A 16,999-nucleotide genomic window follows, 5' to 3' on the forward strand; every position below is an offset into this window, starting at 1 on the left:
GCTTTCTACAGGCAACAAAAAACCGCCGAATTTGGCGGTTTTTTGTTGCTGGTCTGGTTCGCGGCCTTTCCAGCAGGTTGTATTACTGCAAGTGTATCTCGTCTACTTAATACTCGCGTTAAGCTTCAACGATGTCAAGTAGATAAAAAAGGATAGGTTTTGAATTCATTTGGCTTATTAGTCCGAATTCAGACAAATATAAACAAATCCCGCTCAATATTTAAAATACTAACCGGTAAAAGATATTACTTAAACGTGTAAATTCACTTTTCTTAAAAAAACAAAAAACCGCCAAAATCAGGCGGTTATTTGTTGCCGGTTTGGTTCGCGGCCTTTCCAGCAGGTTGTATTACCGTAGTAATGCAAGCGCGTCTCAGCGGAGACAATACTCGCCAGTAACTCTCTTTTTGTCAAGCAAAAGAGAGTTATTATTGTTCTGTTAGTGTATTATCCACTGCGGCCCTTTCCGCCGTCTCGCAAGCGGGCGCTGGCTTAAGGAAAGGATGTTCCGCGACCGTTAAGGCAAGCGCGTCTCAGTGCTTGCTATCGCGGCAATATCGCCAGTGGTGCTGTCGTGATGCGGTCTTCGCATGGACCGCACAATGAAGATACGGTGCTTTTGTATCGTACTTATTGTTTCTGGTGCGCTGTTTTCCGAAGTAAATAATAACCGGAGTCTCTCTGGTAATAATTTACTGGTGGCTAACATCCTTCAGAGCAGCAAGTAAGCCCGAATGCCGCCCTTTTGGGCGGCATATTTTAGATTATCCGATTCTGTTTAAAATCACGCAGAAATCCACCCCAGCGACGTTCATAGAATGGCGCAATATGTTCGGTAATAAAGTGGCTAATTCCTTTTTCCCCTTTTTTCACCTGGCAAATATCAATAGGTTCATCGCCAGGTAATGTATCGGTCGCTACACTTCCCGCCGCCTGAATAATTTCTTCGATATCACCATCGGCTTCAATGCCAATAAGCAAATTAGGCTGTGCCTCTTCGCTCTCTTTAATTGAACAAATGAAAGCGCGCTTCACCGGCTTAATGGTTTTAAATAAGGTAGTGAGTGAATCAATCATTTGTGCTGGCGGCTCTGCGACTTCCGATAATATCAGCGATTCACCGCCCTCCAGTACTTCCTGGCTGCTCAGCGGATTTCCTTCTTCACCAATCAACAAACTGATTTCACGCGGCATAAATTCTTTACCGGTTGGCAGTTTGGCATTAAGGAAGAGCGTTTCGCCAAGGGTCATCTCAAACAATGTGCGAACGGGCATTACGACAAATGCCTGTTCGTCTTCAACCGCCTGTTGAAGTGCTTCTAACGAGGTAAAAAAAGGAATGACGCTGGTGCCGTCTTCTTTTTCCCAGTGCTGTAAATCAAGCGCGCTATCTTCAACCACAGCCTCGCCCTGCGCCGCCGTACCCGGCACCCAGACGGTGGATTCCAGTAGAGTACGGAAAAAGGCCGGGCGGTGCGCCGGTTCGGTTGCTGCTTTTTCCAGCAGGTCTTCAAGTTCGTTTTTTGTTTCGGACATAAGAACCACAATTCATTCAACGTTCGGGGCACAAGTGCCTGATGCGCCACGCTTATCAGGCCTACAAGGGAGTCGCAATCTATTGGATTTTCGCAATTTGTAGGCCGGATAAGGCGTTTACGCCGCATCCGGCATATTAGTTTACGCCGTTAACAGATTAGCAATCGTGCGCACACCTAGCCCGGTCGCGCCCGCAGACCACTGTTCAACCGGCGATTTACGGTAAGTCGCCGAGCAGTCGATATGCAGCCAGCCTTGCTGATAGTTCTCAACAAAGTGCGACAGGAAGCCCGCCGCCGTGCTCGCGCCTGCCGGATACGCCGCGCTTCCGGTATTGTTCAGTTCCGCAAAGTTAGACGGCAGCTGGCTGCGGTGGAACTCCGCCAGCGGCAGACGCCAGAACGGTTCATTCTCCTGCGCGGCACTCGCCAGCAAGCGACCGGCAAGCGCATCGTCAAAACTGAACAGCGCGTGATAATCATTACCCAGCGCAGTTTTCGCCGCCCCGGTGAGGGTCGCCGCATCAATGATCAGTTCCGGTTTCTGCGCACTGGCATCAATCAGGCCATCGGCCAGCACCAGACGCCCTTCGGCATCGGTGTTCATCACTTCGACTTTTTTACCGTTGCGATAGGTAATAATATCGCCCAGTTTGAACGCGTTGCCGCTGATCAGGTTATCCGCACAGCAGAGGAACAGCTTCACGCGCTTGTTCAGTCCGCGCGTAATGGCAAACGCCAGCGCCCCGGTAACCGTTGCCGCGCCGCCCATGTCCGACTTCATCGAGTCCATAAATGCGGTCTGTTTGATGCTGTAGCCGCCGGAATCAAAGGTGATGCCTTTACCAACCAGGCACGCGTACACTGGCGCTTCTTTATCGCCAGTTGGGTTGTAATCCAGCGCCAGCAATACCGGCGAACGTTCTGAACCGCGTCCGACGGTGTGCAGCCCCATATAGCCTTGTTCGCGTAGATCTTCGCCTTTGGTGATCCGATAAGTCACACGATCGCCTGCGACGTTGCTGATCAGATCAACAGCACGCTGTGCCAGTTGTGATGGCCCCAGTTCTTCCGCCGGTGCGTTGATGGTGTCACGCACCCAGTCGATGATCATTATACGATTATCCAGTTCCTGGCGTTGGGCATCGTCCAGATCCGGCCACTCTACTTTACGCGTGCCTTTCGGAGCTTTGTAACCTTGCCAGAATGCCCAACAACGATCCGCATCCCAGCCTTCACCGCTTAGCTGAACATGTTTGATGCCCAGACCGTCAATTTTGCGCGCTGCACGTTGGATCAGCCCCAGATCGTCTGCCCCGTTCAAATGCAGGGTAATGCCATCATTATTAATGCTGTAAGTCGCTTTTTCTCCCCAGCGCGCGTCGGCAGGTTGGGTAGAGAGGGTAATTTTCATCGCTTCTGTCATTTTAGTTATCCTTATTTGTTTAACAGCAAAACGGGCTACCCCAGGCAGCCCGTTTATTCACTCAGCTTCGTCCAGCCAGACTAACAAAATCGCTTCGAGGATTTTCTCGTTAGATGCCTGCGGGTCGTCGTCGAAATCTTCCAGCTCGCAAATCCACTGATGCATATCGGTGAATCGAACCGTTTTCGGGTCGAGATCGGGATACGCATCGTACAGTGCTTCGCCAATTTCGCGGCTATCGGTCCACTTAAGTCCCATACTAACCTCTGTTAATGCTCACGCGCATGGTTGATAGTGTAACGCGGAATTTCGACCACTAAATCTTCGTCAGTGACACGCGCCTGGCAGCTTAAACGGCTTTCCGGCTCCAGTCCCCAGGCTTTGTCCAGCATGTCGTCTTCCTGCTCAGAACTTTCCGGCAGCGAGTCAAAACCTTCACGCACGATGCAGTGGCAGGTGGTGCAAGCACAGGATTTTTCACAGGCGTGTTCAATCTCGATACCGTTACGCAGCGCAACGTCGAGAATGGTTTCACCGCTATTCGCTTCCAGAACAGCGCCATCAGGGCAGAGATCCTGATGAGGCAAAATAACAATCTTTGGCATATTAAACCTCGTCCACGGAATGGCCTTTCAGCGCACGACGAACCGACTGGTCCATGCGGCGAGCGGCGAAATCCTGGGTTTGTTTGTCTACGTTTTTAATCGCTTGTTCAATGGCATCAACATCATCGCCCTGCGCCACTTCACTCAGGTGAGCGGCAGCATCGTCAATAACCTGACGCTCTGCGGCACTTAACAGCGCGGCATCAGCAGCCAGCGCGCCGTGCAGACTTTCCAGCACACGCGCCGCTTCTACTTTTTGTTCTGCCAGCATTCGGGCTTTTACGTCCTGCTCGGCATAGCTCATTGAGTCTTTGATCATCGAAGCGATTTCGCTATCGGTCAGACCGTAAGAAGGTTTGACCTGAATAGACGCCTCAACGCCGGTGGATTTCTCCATCGCCGTCACGCTCAAAAGACCGTCGGCATCGACCTGGAACGTCACGCGAATATGCGCGCCGCCAGCCGGTAGCGCCGGAATACCACGCAGCGCAAAACGCGCCAGCGAGCGGCAGTCCTGCACCAGTTCGCGCTCACCCTGCATTACATGGATAGACATCGCCGTCTGACCATCTTTAAAGGTGGTGAAATCCTGGGCGCGGGCCACCGGAATCGTGGTATTACGCGGGATCACTTTCTCCACCAGGCCGCCCATGGTCTCGAGGCCCAGCGACAGCGGGATCACATCCAGCAACAGCATTTCGCTGTCCGGCTTGTTACCCACCAGAATATCCGCCTGAATCGCCGCACCAATAGCGACGACTTTATCCGGATCGATGGAAGTCAGCGGCGGACGACCGAAAAATTCGCCTACCCGTTCACGCACCAGCGGCACACGGGTAGAACCGCCAACCATCACCACTTCCAGGACTTCATCAGTCTCAACACCCGCATCTTTCAACGCACGACGACAGGCCAGTAAGGTCCGTTTAACCAGCGGTGCGATCAGTTTGTTGAATTGTTCGCGGCTGATTTCGCCCTGCCAGCCAGCGACGTTAACGGTCACAGAATCCGCATCGCTCAGCGCGATTTTGGCAGCAATGGCGGCATCCAGCAGTTCACGCTGAACACGGTTATCGCTACGGTCAGGAATGCCCGCCTGCTCGCGAATGTAATCTGCCAGCAGATGGTCAAAGTCATCGCCGCCGAGCGCGGAATCACCGCCGGTCGCCAGCACTTCGAACACGCCGCGACTTAAGCGCAGAATGGAAATATCAAACGTCCCGCCGCCGAGGTCATAAACGGCGATCACGCCTTCCTGACCGGAATCCAGCCCGTAGGCGATAGCCGCAGCGGTCGGTTCGTTAAGTAAGCGCAGAACATGCAACCCTGCCAGACGCGCCGCGTCTTTGGTGCCCTGACGCTGGGCATCGTCAAAGTACGCCGGAACGGTGATAACTACACCGTCCAGCTCGCCTGCCAGGGCTTCAGTTGCCCGCGCCGCCAGTGCTTTGAGGATGTCCGCAGAAACGCGCACCGGGTTCAGCAGCCCCGCCGCCGTTTCAATCATCGGCAGGCCGTTTTCGCTGGCCTGGAATTGATAAGGCAGATGTGGATAGCGTTGCTGGATATCAGCCAGCGAGCGCCCCATCAGGCGTTTAACAGAACTAATGGTGTTGGCGGTGTCACACGCTGCGTTAGTACGCGCGTCATAACCCACCGAATGCCCTTGCTGTTGATAGTGAACAACAGACGGCAGCAGGTGACGGCCTTCATGGTCGGCTAACGTTTCGGCCTGACCGCTGCGTACTGTCGCCACCAGCGAGTTGGTTGTGCCCAGGTCGATACCAGCCGCCAGACGACGCTGATGCGGCGCAGCACTCAAACCAGGTTCACTAATTTGTAATAAGGCCATGTTTAGCTTCCAGAAATTAAAAATCGAGCAGTTTTTCTTCGAGTTGTTCGGCACTGCTTCGCAGTTTATCGAGAAAACGCAGCTTACGCACGGTATCCGCCGCCGCGTCCCACGTCTCGTTGTCTAACTGTTCAACCATCAACTGATGGCGCGTATCAAACATCTTTTTAACGCGTTTGATAAAGCTTTCCAGCCGCGCTTCGTCTTTCGCCTGTTCGATCTCGTCCAGTTCTTCACGCAGTTCCAACTGTTCCATCAGGAACGCGGTGTCGCGCACAGTATGCTGCTCGCTGGCGAGATCAAAACCGTGCAATGAAAGCAGGTATTCTGCCCGCATCAATGGATGACGCAGCGTTTGCCATGCCTGGTTAATGGTTGCGGATTGCTGTACGGCGGCGAGTTGTTCCGCCTGGCTTCCGCTGGCGAATTTATCAGGATGATACTGACGTTGTAGATCCTGAAAACGCAGGCTCAGTGCCTGGGTATCGAGTTGATAACGGGCAGGCAAGCCAAAGAGGGTGAAGTAATCCATAACATTCTCAGGGCTGCGATCCGCCGCGATGGCGGCGAATCAGGTAAAACAAACCCCACGCGCAGGCGACCACGGTGGGGTTATCGGTATGCGCATCAGACGTGGAAGCTTTCGCCGCAACCACATTCATCTTTTACGTTCGGGTTGGTGAATTTAAACCCTTCGTTCAGGCCTTCTTTTACGAAGTCCAGTTGCGTACCGTCCAGAAATTGCAGGCTTTTGCCATCGACCACGACTTTCACGCCTTTGTCTTCAAACACGATGTCTTCCGGCGTCGGTTCGTCAACAAATTCCAGTACATAAGCCATACCTGAACACCCGGAGGTTCTCACGCCCAGACGCAGGCCAAACCCTTTACCACGGTTAGCCAGAAAGGTATTTACTCGCGCTGCTGCACTGTCGCTCAGTGTAATCGACATAACCAAACCTCAACTCTTATTTTGCTTCACGTTTGCTTTTATAGTCCGCAATGGCGGCTTTGATCGCGTCTTCTGCCAGAATAGAACAGTGAATTTTCACCGGTGGCAGTTCAAGTTCTTCTGCAATATCGGTGTTTTTGATCGCCTGTGCTTCGTCGAGAGACTTCCCTTTCACCCATTCGGTCACCAGGGAGCTGGAAGCGATAGCGGAACCGCAGCCATAAGTTTTAAAACGCGCGTCCTCAATGATACCTTCATCGTTGACTTTAATCTGCAACTTCATCACGTCGCCACAGGCCGGTGCACCCACCATGCCGCTGCCCACGTTCTCGTCGTTATTGTCAAAGGAACCCACGTTACGCGGATTCTCGTAATGGTCGATAACTTTTTCGCTGTAAGCCATTATAAATTCTCCTGATTCCGATACCGATTAATGATGAGCCCATTCGATGCTGTTCAGATCCACGCCCTGCTTGTACATTTCCCACAGCGGAGAAAGGTCACGCAGACGACCGATGGATTTACGAACTAACTCGATGGTGTAGTCGATCTCTTCTTCAGTAGTAAAACGACCTAAAGAGAAACGGATAGAGCTATGTGCCAGCTCGTCGTTCAGCCCCAGCGCGCGCAGCACGTAGGACGGTTCAAGGCTTGCCGACGTACAGGCGGAACCTGAAGAAACCGCGAGGTCTTTCAGCGCCATAATCAGCGACTCACCTTCAACGTAGTTAAAGCTGACATTGAGAATGTTCGGCGCGCCGTGTTCCAGGTCACCGTTCAGGTAAACTTCTTCGATATCTTTGATGCCGTTCCACAGACGGTTACGCAGACCGCGCAGACGTTCCATCTCGGTCGCCATCTCTTCTTTTGCGATGCGATAGGCTTCGCCCATACCGACGATCTGATGAACAGGCAGTGTACCGGAACGCATACCACGCTCGTGACCACCGCCGTGCATTTGCGCTTCGATGCGTACGCGCGGTTTACGACGCACATACAGCGCACCGATACCTTTCGGGCCATAGATTTTGTGACCGGAGAATGACATCAGGTCAACTTTCAACTGGCTCAGGTCGATAGGCAGTTTGCCCACGCTCTGGGTTGCATCAACGTGATAGATAATGCCACGAGCACGGCACATTTCGCCGATAGCCGCGATATCCTGCACCACGCCGATTTCGTTATTCACGTGCATGATGGAAACGAGGATGGTGTCATCACGCATCGCTGCTTCGAGTTCTTTCAGGTCGATAATACCGTTACGCTGCGGTGCCAGGTAGGTGACTTCGAAACCTTCGCGCTCCAGCTGACGACAAGTATCCAGTACCGCTTTATGTTCAGTTTTACTGGTGATGATGTGCTTGCCTTTTTTCTGATAAAAGTTGGCTGCACCTTTGATCGCCAGGTTGTCAGATTCGGTTGCACCAGAGGTAAAGACGATTTCACGCGGGTCAGCGCCGACCAGATCGGCAATCTGATTACGGGCGATATCTACGGCTTCTTCAGCCTGCCAGCCGAAACGGTGAGAACGGGAGGCCGGGTTACCAAAGGTTCCGTCCATCGTCATAAACTGCATCATTTTCTCGGCAACACGCGGGTCCACCGGCGTGGTTGCGGAGTAGTCGAGATAAATCGGTAATTTCATTGCTCTATAAACTCCGTACATCACTCAATGCAAGGAATCAGGCTACCGGCTGGATGTACGACCGTGTTTACGGAGCGCGATACGCCCCGGCCTGATTCTAATATCTTGTTATCTTTAACCTAACTGTTTCGGGTTTCAGCAAGTTGACAAACTTACGAATCTCCGGGAGCTTACATAAGTAAGTGACCGGAGTGAGTATGTGCAGTCAACGCAGATGCAACACGAAACAGGACGGTTAAATTAAGCGCGTAACTTAACGTCGATCGCGTCTTGTGTGCGGCTGCGTGGCGCGTCGTGAGTATGCTGACGACCAGACACATCCAGCACTTCCTGGTTATTAACCAGTTCGCCTAAAGTAATGTTGTTGAGAAAACCGGTGAGACGGTCGCTCAAATCACGCCACAGCGCGTGGGTCAGGCATTTATCGCCGCCCTGGCAGCCGCCTTTACCCTGACAACGGGTAGCATCTACAGATTCGTCAACGGCGCTAATCACTTCGCCAACGGCGATGCTGCTGGCATCTTTGCCTAACAGATAACCACCGCCTGGTCCACGTACGCTGGAAACCAGACCATTTTTACGCAGACGGGAAAACAGTTGTTCCAGATAAGAAAGGGAAATTCCCTGACGTTCGGAAATATCAGCCAACGGTACCGGGCCTGCTTCGGAGTTGAGCGCAACGTCCAGCATTGCGGTCACAGCATAGCGCCCTTTAGATGTCAGTCTCATGTCTTACTTCACCTCAAACTCGCCCCTGCCCGGGGTTTTTTATTGTAAAAGTGGGGGTATTGCATAGCAGGGTCAAGTCTGACATTCCCGAGTAATTTGGTCAACTATTTACTTGACTGATTTAGTCAGGTATTTAACCTTCAGTGCCATTTTACTATCGCGGTATTTGTACCCATTGTCGGATGCGGCGTGAACGCCTTATCCGACCTACGGTTCTGTACACTTCCAGGACTGATAAGACGCGTTAAACGTCGCATCAGGCGACGGCTGTTATTCGGCCTTGTTACCTTTATTCTGCTGCTCAATAGAAGCCAGAATCCCGCGCAGGATATTCAACTCCTGACTCTCCGGGCGCGCACGGGTAAACAGACGGCGCAGCTTATTCATCACCTGTCCCGGATGGTTTTCACGGATAAAACCAGTTGCCAACAGCGTTTGTTCCAGATGACCATAAAAACGCTCCAGATCATCGACCAGCGGATACGGCGTCTCTTCATGCTCAACTTGCTCACCGTTTTCCTGAGTCGCCAGCCAGGCCATACGCACTTCATAGGCGATAACCTGAACCGCCATCGCCAGGTTCAGCGAACTGTATTCCGGGTTCGCGGCAATGGCGACATGATAATGGCATTTCTGCAACTCTTCATTGGTCAAACCGACACGCTCGCGACCAAAAACCAGCGCCACCGGCGTATTTGCCGCTTCAGCGACGCTTTTCAGACCACATTCGCGCGGGTCGAGCATCGGCCACGGCAGCGTGCGGGAACGTGCGCTGGTGCCAACCACCAGGCTACAACCGGCTAACGCTTCGTCGAGCGTATCGACGATGTGAGCATTACCAATCACATCACTGGCACCCGCTGCCAGCGCGATGGCCTGAGAGTCAGGTTTCACCAGTGGATTAACCAACCACAGATTGGTTAATCCCATTGTTTTCATGGCACGGGCAACGGAACCCATATTGCCGGTGTGTGACGTCTCCACCAGCACAATTCGAATATTTTGCAGCATTGTCTTTCTTCGTCTAAAGATTATTTGCGCATCTTATCATAAAACGAAGACAGATGCCGATCTCGCTGCTATACTCTGCGCCGTTTTCCCGTTCTTTAACATCCAGTGAGAGAGACCGATGCATCCGATGCTGAACATCGCCGTGCGCGCAGCGCGCAAGGCGGGTAATTTAATTGCCAAAAACTATGAAACCCCGGACGCTGTAGAAGCGAGCCAGAAAGGCAGTAACGATTTCGTGACCAACGTAGATAAAGCTGCCGAAGCGGTGATTATCGACACGATTCGTAAATCTTACCCACAGCACACCATCATCACCGAAGAAAGCGGTGAACTTGAGGGTACTGATCAGGATGTTCAATGGGTTATCGATCCACTGGATGGCACCACCAACTTTATCAAACGTCTGCCGCACTTCGCGGTATCTATCGCTGTTCGTATCAAAGGCCGCACCGAAGTTGCTGTGGTTTATGATCCTATGCGTAACGAACTGTTCACCGCGACTCGCGGTCAGGGCGCACAGTTAAACGGCTATCGTCTGCGCGGCAGCACCGCTCGCGATCTCGACGGTACTATTCTGGCAACCGGCTTCCCTTTCAAAGCGAAACAGTACGCAACCACCTACATCAATATCGTTGGCAAACTGTTTAGCGAATGCGCTGACTTCCGTCGTACCGGTTCTGCGGCGCTGGATCTGGCTTACGTAGCCGCTGGTCGCGTTGACGGTTTCTTCGAAATTGGTCTGCGCCCGTGGGACTTCGCCGCAGGCGAACTGCTGGTTCGTGAAGCAGGCGGGATCGTTAGCGATTTCACCGGTGGTCATAACTACATGCTGACCGGTAACATCGTTGCAGGTAACCCGCGCGTAGTAAAAGCCATGCTGTCAAATATGCGTGACGAGTTAAGCGACGCTCTGAAGCGTTAATGACTCTGGCGGGTGGTATCACTCACCCGCCCTCGCCTTTCAGGCGCTATTCCGAAATACTTCCTCACCACTTTACTTTCTTTCGCCACTCTCCCACCATCTTCCGCCGATTAATGGATTATAAAGAAGTCGCAAGGAAAGGTTATGGCACTGCCCGTGAACAAACGCGTTCTCAAAATTCTGTTTATCCTCTTTGTTGTTGCCTTCTGTATTTATTTAGTACCACGCGTAGCCATCAACTTCTTCTATTATCCTGACGACAAAATTTACGGCCCTGAACCCTGGTCTGCAGAATCCGTCGAATTTACGGCTAAGGACGGTACTCGTCTGCAAGGCTGGTTTATCCCCTCTTCGACGGGTTCCGCTGACAACGCCATCGCAACCATCATTCATGCTCACGGCAATGCCGGAAACATGTCCGCCCACTGGCCGCTGGTCAGTTGGTTACCCGAGCGCAATTTCAATGTTTTTATGTTTGACTATCGCGGGTTTGGTAAATCAAAAGGCACGCCGTCCCAGGCTGGATTACTGGACGATACGCTAAGCGCCATCAGCGTGGTGCGCCATCGCAGTGATGTAAACCCACAACGGCTGGTGCTGTTCGGGCAGAGTATTGGCGGGGCAAATATTCTGGATGTTATTGGTCAGGGAGAACGTGAGGGCATACGTGCGGTGATCCTCGACTCCACGTTTGCCTCTTATTCGACCATCGCCAACCAAATGATCCCTGGCAGTGGCTATTTACTTGATGAGAGTTATAGCGGCGAAAATTACATCGCCAGCGTCAGCCCGATCCCGCTTTTACTGATTCACGGTAAAGCCGATCATGTTATCCCGTGGCAGCACAGTGAAAAATTGTATGGCCTGGCGAAAGAGCCAAAACGCCTGATTCTAATCCCTGACGGCGAACACATTGATGCCTTTTCGGAACGTCATGGTGATGTTTACCGCGAGCAGATGGTGGATTTTATTCTCAGTGCATTGAATCCCGGGAATTCCCACTAAGAATAAAACAGCAATAAATCACATTAACACATGGTATTAAACTGATCATATCGGTTTAAATCGATAAAAATTCTGTGATGTCTGCCAGCATTTCTGATAATTAGCATTCCATTCACCATTTCCCTAAGCAAACTTTAGCTATTCTTATCAATTATGCTTATGGGAGATCTACAGATGATGCCTACACTTGCTCCACCATCTGTCCTTTCTGCTCCCCAGCGCCGCTGCCAGATCTTGCTGACACTATTTCAGCCGTGGTTGACCGCCACCACGGCCACTCTCAGCGAGCTTAATGGTGTGGATGATAATATTGCGGTTCGCGATATCAGCGAAACAGGACGGGAAATCCTCCGCTATCACCAGCTCACGCTCACCACTGGCTATGACGGTAGCTACCGGGTCGAAGGTACAGTACTTAACCAACGTTTATGTTTATTTCACTGGCTACGACGCGGTTTCCGTTTATGTCCATCATTCATCACTAACCGTTTCACTCCGGCCTTAAAGGAAGAACTGAAGCGCCGTGGGATTGCTCGTAACTTTTACGACGATACCAACCTGCAAGCTTTAGTTAATCTCTGTGCACGACGGTTGCAAAAATGCTTTGAAGCACGTGATGTTCATTTTCTGTGCCTGTATCTGCAATATTGCCTGCTACAACATCACGCCGGGATCTCGCCACATTTTAACCCGCTGCAACGTCGATGGGCTGAGTCCTGTCTTGAGTTTCAGGTAGCACAGGAAATTGGTCGCCACTGGCAACGCCGGGCACGCCAGCCTGTTCCACCAGATGAACCGTTGTTTATGGCGTTGCTCTTTTCCATGTTGCAAGTTCCCAACCCGCTGCAGGATGCTCATCAGCGCGATCGGCAATTACGTCTGGCCATTGTTCGTTTGGTACAACGTTTTCGTGAGCAGGGAAATGTTCGTTTCTATGATGAACAGGGGTTATGCGATCAGCTTTATACTCATCTCGCTCAGGCATTACGTCGTAGTTTGTTTGCCATCGGTATTGATAACACCTTGCCAGAAGAGTTCAGCCGACTTTACCCACGCCTGGTTCGTACAACTCGCGCGGCGCTAACCGGGTTTGAAAATGAATACAATGTCCGTTTTTCCGATGAGGAAAGTGGCCTGGTAGCGGTGATTTTCGGCGCATGGCTGATGCAAGCAAATGAAATTAACGAAAAAAAGATTATTTTGTTGACGGGCAATGACAGTGAAAGAGAAGCGAATATTGAGCAGCAATTGCGCGAACTTACACTATTGCCACTCAATATTAAGCATATATCGGTGAAGACATTTTTACGAAATGGCGCCCCGAAAAATACGGTGCTGATTATTACCCCTTATACCATCCCTTTGCCGCTCTTTTCGCCGCCGCTGATTCATACGAATCAGATCCTGACCGCACACCAACAGGAGCAGATCCGTAAAATGCTGGAATAATCAGCATGAGGGAACCACTTTCGGGCGCAAAAAAATTGCCGGAAGCGCCACCAGCGCCATCACCCAAAACACGCCATGTCCGAGATATTGATACAGGAAACCGGCGAAAACGGTCATGATAGCGATACTGCCGCCCATCGCGACGGCAGAATAAACCGCCTGTAAACGGATAACCTCGCTTCCCTGACGAGCGGCAATGTAGCGCATGGCGGCCAGGTGGCACACGGTAAAGGTGCCGCAATGCAGAATTTGCACCACTATCAGCCACGGTAGCTCAGTGCTTGCCCCCATAATGCCCCAACGTACTACCCCGCAAATCGCCGAAATCAACAACATATCGCGGGCGCTACAGCGACGGAAAAGTTTGTTACTCAGCGCAAAGATAATGACTTCCGCCACCACACCAAGCGACCATAAATAGCCCACCGCCGAAGCCGAGTAACCCGCCGCCTGCCAGTATATGGCGCTAAAACCGTAATATGCTGCGTGCGCCCCCTGCAATAGACAAACGCAGGCCAGAAAGCGCCAGTTCTGGCGAACCAGCGCCAGCCAGGCCGGCCACCCCGTGCTCTCCTGCTGGCGGCTCTCCCCTTGCGGTTGAATGGTCGGGCGAATCAGAAAACCAAGTAGCATGGATGCCACGCCCAGCGTCAACATCGCGAGAATCACCCGATAATCAAACACGCTGACCAGTTTGCCCGTCAGCGCCGAACCAATGACAAACGCCACTGAGCCCCAAAGTCGCACTTTGCCGTAATCAAGCGGAAACTGCTTTTGCCAGGTATTCGCCAGCGCGTCAGTTAACGGCACCAGCGGTGAGAAAAAGAGGTTAAAACCGACCATCACAAGCATCAGCCACGCCACATGTGCGCCAGCCCAGAAGGCGACGGCGAACAGCAGTGTCAACAACGCCAGTACACGAAGTGCAGAAATCAGGCGAGAAGGATCGCTGACGCGGGGCGCGATGAGCAAACTACCGAGAAAACGGGCAACCAGCCCTGCCCCCAACAACAGGCCGATAGTTTCTGGCGTTAAGCCAATCCCCTTAAGCCAGACGCTCCAGAAAGGTAGAAAAATACCGTAGCTAAAAAAGTATGTGAAATAACCGAGCGCCAGCCAGCGCGTGGATTGCAAAACCATGAGTCCCTCCCGTCAGGAGGCGTAAGTCTGAGGTTAATCGAATGTTGTTGCAAGTTGAAAAATAAGAAAATCAGGGCCACTTCCAGTACACCATTCTGGAAAAAATTATCGTTAATACCGCTAACAAAATATCACCTACAGAAAATGCGCTGGATGCTGACCTGGATAATTACCAAATTTCTCATCTGCTGAGGCGTGGCGAGGTGCGAGTGTGTGTATTACGTTTAAATCACATTATCTTGCAAAGGGATTGGTTATGAACACACTACGTTATTTTGATTTTGGCGCCGCCCGCCCCGTTTTGTTATTAATTGCCCGTATCGCCGTCATCTTAATTTTCATTATTTTTGGTTTTCCCAAAATGATGGGCTTTGACGGTACGGTACAATATATGGCCTCGCTGGGCGCACCGATGCCGATGCTGGCAGCGATTATTGCGGTAGTTATGGAAGTGCCTGCCGCGATATTAATCGTGCTTGGCTTTTTCACCCGTCCGCTGGCGGTACTGTTTATTTTCTACACGCTGGGCACGGCGGTGATTGGTCACCATTACTGGGATATGACCGGAGATGCGGTCGGACCAAATATGATTAATTTCTGGAAGAATATCAGTATCGCTGGCGCATTCCTGCTGCTGGCAATTACCGGGCCGGGGGCGATTTCTCTCGATCGACGTTAGAAAAGATGCCGGATGCGGCGTGAACGCCTTATCCGGCATTTTATAAATTACAGCAACGCCACCCGCAACGACATCGCTGAGGTTGTCGATTCCCCCGGTGCAAGCGCAATGAGGTCACCACCGTCCTGGCGATGATGGTCATCTGGCGCATGACTCATTGGTTCCAGACAGAAGAAATCAAACGCATAACCTTTATCAAACGCCGGGTCGGAAACAAAGATGAAATAGCATGGCGCGGGTGGCGTCGTTTCCATGATGATGGCGTAACCCTCCTGCGGCTGCTCAATGCGTGCCTGACCATTCCAGCCGGCAAAACCATTGTTCACCCACTGGCGCGGCAGCGGCGCGAGCTGGTTGAAATCCAGTTCCTGCGGTAACTGCGCACAAAACTCGCCCGCCAGCCACTGTTCCCGCTCCAGCCAATAACCGCTCGCCTGTGCCTGAATCCGCGTTTGCGGCGACAACGGAAAATAAGGATGCCAGCCCGTACCAAACGGCAAAGATTCTGCCCCTTGATTGGTGACTGAGAACGTGACCGTCAGCGTATCCGCCGTCAAATGAAACGCCTGACTTGCCCGATAGTGATAAACACCACTGCGATGTTCATACACCAGGCACAAGCTATCATCACTGCGCGTTACACATTGCCACTCGCCCAGCCAGCCATCGCCGTGCAGATAGTGCGCATCCCACTCAACATTCGGTTGCAGTTGATGCTCACGCCCCTGCCAGACAAAACGGTTGCCGCTCACCCGGTTTGCAAACGGCACCAGCGGAAAACAGGAGGCATCGGTTGCCACACCGCTTTTTTTACCGGGACGTAGCAGTGGCGTCGTATCGCGCCAGAAACCTTCAATGACACCACCCTGGTCAGAAACGTCCAGCTTTAGCGCCCCGTGAGATAAGGTATAGATGGCCATTCGCTAACTCCTTAATCCGGGAAGTTAATCACGACTTTGCCGCATTTGCCGCTTGCCATCAGCGCATAGGCATCACCAGCCTGTTCCAGCGAGAAGCGGTGGGTAATGGCGTTACGCGGCCATAGTTTCCAGTCGGTCAAATCGTGGGCGCATTTTTCCATATGGAATAAACTGGTTACCCAGGAGCCAATAATCCGCCGTTGATGATGCATCAGGTCGGCGCTAACCTCGAACTCCACTTTTCCGGTTTCTCCGATGTAGACCACGCGTCCCCAGTCGGCAGTGGATTGCAATGCCAGCAAACGACCTGCGGCATTACCGGAACAATCGAGCGCAACATCTGCGCCGCCGTGGGTGAGTTCAGCAATAATCTGCGGCAGACCTTCGGTGGTTGCTAAATAACCATGATCCATCACGCCTAACTGTTTCGCCATCGCCAGACGTTCCGGCAGCATATCAACGCCGATGATCCGTTTTGCACCGCGACCTTTCGCCAGCATCATCGCCATCATGCCGACAGGCCCCAAACCGACCACCAGCACGTTATCGCTGCCAGAGACTTCGCCGCGCAAGATCCCTTCATACGCCGTGCCAACGCCGCAACTGATAAACGCACCATCTTCGTAGCTCAACGCGTCCGGCAGGAGAATCAGGTCTTTTTCTTCCGCCAACAGATATTCGGCATGACCACCATCACGCTGCCAGCCGTAAGCGGCTTTTCCTTCGCCAGTACAAGAAATAGGAAAACCGCGACGGCAGTTCTGGCAAAAACCACAGCCAGAAATGTGATACACCAGCACACGGTCGCCCTCTTTAAAATGGCGGCAACCCTGCCCCATCGCTACAATCTGCCCGCACGGTTCATGACCGTTGATAAATCCCTGGTATAACGGTTTATCGGGCGCCGCCGCCGTGGCGCGGTGTTGATGATAGATATAGTGGACATCGCTCCCGCAAATTCCGGAGGATTTCATTTTGAGCAGTACCTGGTTAATCCCCGGCGTTGGCACCGCAACTTCCCGCAGATCGACGGTGGAATTTCCTGGTAAATAAGCTGCCAGCATCGTTTTCATAAATCCCTCATTAACAATACGATTAATTTTCATCCCTGCCGCACCCGCGCCAGGGGC

The 16,999-nt window shown here is 52.1% G+C and carries 19 protein-coding genes; 5 read left to right on the forward strand and 14 right to left on the reverse strand.

All coding sequences use genetic code 11. The features are described from left to right. The first annotated feature begins 602 nt into the window (after window positions 1-602). Window positions 603-728, forward strand: a complete 126-nt coding sequence (gene timP, locus A7Z06_RS22250; RefSeq protein ID WP_249940739.1) for a small toxic inner membrane protein TimP — start codon at window positions 603-605, stop codon at window positions 726-728. 31 nt (window positions 729-759) lie between these two features. On the opposite strand, the gene sseB is transcribed toward timP, so the two are convergent. The 11 genes from sseB to trmJ all read right to left on the reverse strand — a co-directional run bounded on the left by sseB (window position 760) and on the right by trmJ (window position 9,754). Beyond that, the gene (sseB, locus tag A7Z06_RS10895; protein ID WP_024212542.1) at window positions 760-1,536 is read right to left on the reverse strand and encodes an enhanced serine sensitivity protein SseB; all 777 of its coding nucleotides are present in this window, start codon (window positions 1,534-1,536) and stop codon (window positions 760-762) included. A 141-nt stretch (window positions 1,537-1,677) separates the two neighbouring features. Beyond that, a complete protein-coding gene (gene pepB, locus A7Z06_RS10900; protein ID WP_000133564.1) occupies window positions 1,678-2,961 on the reverse strand; it encodes an aminopeptidase PepB in 1,284 nt (427 codons plus the stop codon). A 57-nt stretch (window positions 2,962-3,018) separates the two neighbouring features. Next, complete coding sequence (iscX, locus tag A7Z06_RS10905; protein ID WP_000523619.1) at window positions 3,019-3,219, reverse strand: Fe-S cluster assembly protein IscX; 201 nt, start codon at window positions 3,217-3,219, stop codon at window positions 3,019-3,021. Between the two features lie 11 nt (window positions 3,220-3,230). Continuing rightward, window positions 3,231-3,566 carry an ISC system 2Fe-2S type ferredoxin gene (gene fdx, locus A7Z06_RS10910; protein WP_001124471.1) on the reverse strand — a complete coding sequence of 112 codons (336 nt, stop codon included), beginning with the start codon at window positions 3,564-3,566 and terminating at the stop codon, window positions 3,231-3,233. Between the two features lies 1 nt (window position 3,567). Next, window positions 3,568-5,418, reverse strand: coding sequence for a Fe-S protein assembly chaperone HscA (gene hscA, locus A7Z06_RS10915; RefSeq protein ID WP_105279424.1), 1,851 nt, complete (start codon window positions 5,416-5,418; stop codon window positions 3,568-3,570). A gap of 16 nt (window positions 5,419-5,434) precedes the next feature. Beyond that, window positions 5,435-5,950 carry a co-chaperone HscB gene (hscB, locus tag A7Z06_RS10920; RefSeq protein ID WP_000384413.1) on the reverse strand — a complete coding sequence of 172 codons (516 nt, stop codon included), beginning with the start codon at window positions 5,948-5,950 and terminating at the stop codon, window positions 5,435-5,437. A gap of 95 nt (window positions 5,951-6,045) precedes the next feature. Then, window positions 6,046-6,369 (reverse strand): iron-sulfur cluster assembly protein IscA, encoded by a 324-nt coding sequence (gene iscA, locus A7Z06_RS10925; RefSeq protein ID WP_000028953.1) that lies wholly within the window; start codon window positions 6,367-6,369, stop codon window positions 6,046-6,048. Between the two features lie 16 nt (window positions 6,370-6,385). Beyond that, the gene (iscU, locus tag A7Z06_RS10930) at window positions 6,386-6,772 is read right to left on the reverse strand and encodes a Fe-S cluster assembly scaffold IscU (RefSeq protein ID WP_000331707.1); all 387 of its coding nucleotides are present in this window, start codon (window positions 6,770-6,772) and stop codon (window positions 6,386-6,388) included. Window positions 6,773-6,799: 27 nt separating this feature from the next. After that, complete coding sequence (iscS, locus tag A7Z06_RS10935) at window positions 6,800-8,014, reverse strand: cysteine desulfurase (protein ID WP_001295373.1); 1,215 nt, start codon at window positions 8,012-8,014, stop codon at window positions 6,800-6,802. Between the two features lie 240 nt (window positions 8,015-8,254). Next, window positions 8,255-8,743, reverse strand: coding sequence for a Fe-S cluster assembly transcriptional regulator IscR (gene iscR, locus A7Z06_RS10940; protein WP_001241355.1), 489 nt, complete (start codon window positions 8,741-8,743; stop codon window positions 8,255-8,257). Window positions 8,744-9,013: 270 nt separating this feature from the next. Further along, window positions 9,014-9,754 carry a tRNA (cytosine(32)/uridine(32)-2'-O)-methyltransferase TrmJ gene (gene trmJ, locus A7Z06_RS10945; RefSeq protein WP_000940019.1) on the reverse strand — a complete coding sequence of 247 codons (741 nt, stop codon included), beginning with the start codon at window positions 9,752-9,754 and terminating at the stop codon, window positions 9,014-9,016. Window positions 9,755-9,872: 118 nt separating this feature from the next. On the opposite strand from trmJ, the gene suhB reads away from it, so the two are divergent. The 3 genes from suhB (at window position 9,873) to csiE (ending at window position 13,130) form a co-directional block, all read left to right on the forward strand. Next, window positions 9,873-10,676 carry an inositol-1-monophosphatase gene (suhB, locus tag A7Z06_RS10950; protein WP_000553455.1) on the forward strand — a complete coding sequence of 268 codons (804 nt, stop codon included), beginning with the start codon at window positions 9,873-9,875 and terminating at the stop codon, window positions 10,674-10,676. A 144-nt stretch (window positions 10,677-10,820) separates the two neighbouring features. Further along, the gene (locus A7Z06_RS10955) at window positions 10,821-11,681 is read left to right on the forward strand and encodes an alpha/beta hydrolase (RefSeq protein ID WP_001207720.1); all 861 of its coding nucleotides are present in this window, start codon (window positions 10,821-10,823) and stop codon (window positions 11,679-11,681) included. Between the two features lie 174 nt (window positions 11,682-11,855). Continuing rightward, window positions 11,856-13,130: a stationary phase inducible protein CsiE gene (gene csiE / locus A7Z06_RS10960; RefSeq protein WP_000983033.1), complete on the forward strand. Its 1,275-nt coding sequence runs from the start codon at window positions 11,856-11,858 to the stop codon at window positions 13,128-13,130. On the opposite strand, the gene A7Z06_RS10965 is transcribed toward csiE, so the two are convergent. Then, on the reverse strand, window positions 13,131-14,270 hold the full coding sequence (locus A7Z06_RS10965; RefSeq protein ID WP_000244207.1) for a 3-phenylpropionate MFS transporter: 1,140 nt from the start codon (window positions 14,268-14,270) through the stop codon (window positions 13,131-13,133). Window positions 14,271-14,526: 256 nt separating this feature from the next. On the opposite strand from A7Z06_RS10965, the gene A7Z06_RS10970 reads away from it, so the two are divergent. Next, on the forward strand, window positions 14,527-14,949 hold the full coding sequence (locus A7Z06_RS10970) for a DoxX family protein (RefSeq protein ID WP_001094720.1): 423 nt from the start codon (window positions 14,527-14,529) through the stop codon (window positions 14,947-14,949). Window positions 14,950-14,996: 47 nt separating this feature from the next. Here A7Z06_RS10970 and A7Z06_RS10975 read toward each other — a convergent pair whose 3' ends face one another. Next, window positions 14,997-15,869 (reverse strand): aldose 1-epimerase, encoded by an 873-nt coding sequence (locus A7Z06_RS10975; protein WP_001029469.1) that lies wholly within the window; start codon window positions 15,867-15,869, stop codon window positions 14,997-14,999. Between the two features lie 11 nt (window positions 15,870-15,880). Continuing rightward, window positions 15,881-16,975: a zinc-dependent alcohol dehydrogenase family protein gene (locus A7Z06_RS10980; RefSeq protein ID WP_000700831.1), complete on the reverse strand. Its 1,095-nt coding sequence runs from the start codon at window positions 16,973-16,975 to the stop codon at window positions 15,881-15,883. Window positions 16,976-16,999: the final 24 nt, after the last annotated feature.

The organism is Escherichia sp. MOD1-EC6819 (assembly GCF_002965765.1).
In the GTDB taxonomy this organism is placed as follows: Bacteria; Pseudomonadota; Gammaproteobacteria; order Enterobacterales; family Enterobacteriaceae; genus Escherichia; species Escherichia ruysiae.

Excerpts from the sequence above, each read along its gene's own strand:
- hscB (WP_000384413.1), bottom strand. The coding sequence starts at position 5,950 with ATGGATTACTTCACCCTCTTTGGCTTGCCTGCCCGTTATCAACTCGAT.
- A7Z06_RS10955 (WP_001207720.1), top strand. The coding sequence starts at position 10,821 with ATGGCACTGCCCGTGAACAAACGCGTTCTCAAAATTCTGTTTATCCTC.
- iscS (WP_001295373.1), bottom strand. The coding sequence starts at position 8,014 with ATGAAATTACCGATTTATCTCGACTACTCCGCAACCACGCCGGTGGAC.
- iscA (WP_000028953.1), bottom strand. The coding sequence starts at position 6,369 with ATGTCGATTACACTGAGCGACAGTGCAGCAGCGCGAGTAAATACCTTT.
- suhB (WP_000553455.1), top strand. The coding sequence starts at position 9,873 with ATGCATCCGATGCTGAACATCGCCGTGCGCGCAGCGCGCAAGGCGGGT.
- trmJ (WP_000940019.1), bottom strand. The coding sequence starts at position 9,754 with ATGCTGCAAAATATTCGAATTGTGCTGGTGGAGACGTCACACACCGGC.
- A7Z06_RS10965 (WP_000244207.1), bottom strand. The coding sequence starts at position 14,270 with ATGGTTTTGCAATCCACGCGCTGGCTGGCGCTCGGTTATTTCACATAC.
- fdx (WP_001124471.1), bottom strand. The coding sequence starts at position 3,566 with ATGCCAAAGATTGTTATTTTGCCTCATCAGGATCTCTGCCCTGATGGC.
- A7Z06_RS10975 (WP_001029469.1), bottom strand. The coding sequence starts at position 15,869 with ATGGCCATCTATACCTTATCTCACGGGGCGCTAAAGCTGGACGTTTCT.
- iscX (WP_000523619.1), bottom strand. The coding sequence starts at position 3,219 with ATGGGACTTAAGTGGACCGATAGCCGCGAAATTGGCGAAGCACTGTAC.
- iscR (WP_001241355.1), bottom strand. The coding sequence starts at position 8,743 with ATGAGACTGACATCTAAAGGGCGCTATGCTGTGACCGCAATGCTGGAC.
- A7Z06_RS10970 (WP_001094720.1), top strand. The coding sequence starts at position 14,527 with ATGAACACACTACGTTATTTTGATTTTGGCGCCGCCCGCCCCGTTTTG.
- csiE (WP_000983033.1), top strand. The coding sequence starts at position 11,856 with ATGATGCCTACACTTGCTCCACCATCTGTCCTTTCTGCTCCCCAGCGC.
- sseB (WP_024212542.1), bottom strand. The coding sequence starts at position 1,536 with ATGTCCGAAACAAAAAACGAACTTGAAGACCTGCTGGAAAAAGCAGCA.
- hscA (WP_105279424.1), bottom strand. The coding sequence starts at position 5,418 with ATGGCCTTATTACAAATTAGTGAACCTGGTTTGAGTGCTGCGCCGCAT.
- pepB (WP_000133564.1), bottom strand. The coding sequence starts at position 2,961 with ATGACAGAAGCGATGAAAATTACCCTCTCTACCCAACCTGCCGACGCG.
- A7Z06_RS10980 (WP_000700831.1), bottom strand. The coding sequence starts at position 16,975 with ATGAAAATTAATCGTATTGTTAATGAGGGATTTATGAAAACGATGCTG.
- timP (WP_249940739.1), top strand. The coding sequence starts at position 603 with ATGAAGATACGGTGCTTTTGTATCGTACTTATTGTTTCTGGTGCGCTG.
- iscU (WP_000331707.1), bottom strand. The coding sequence starts at position 6,772 with ATGGCTTACAGCGAAAAAGTTATCGACCATTACGAGAATCCGCGTAAC.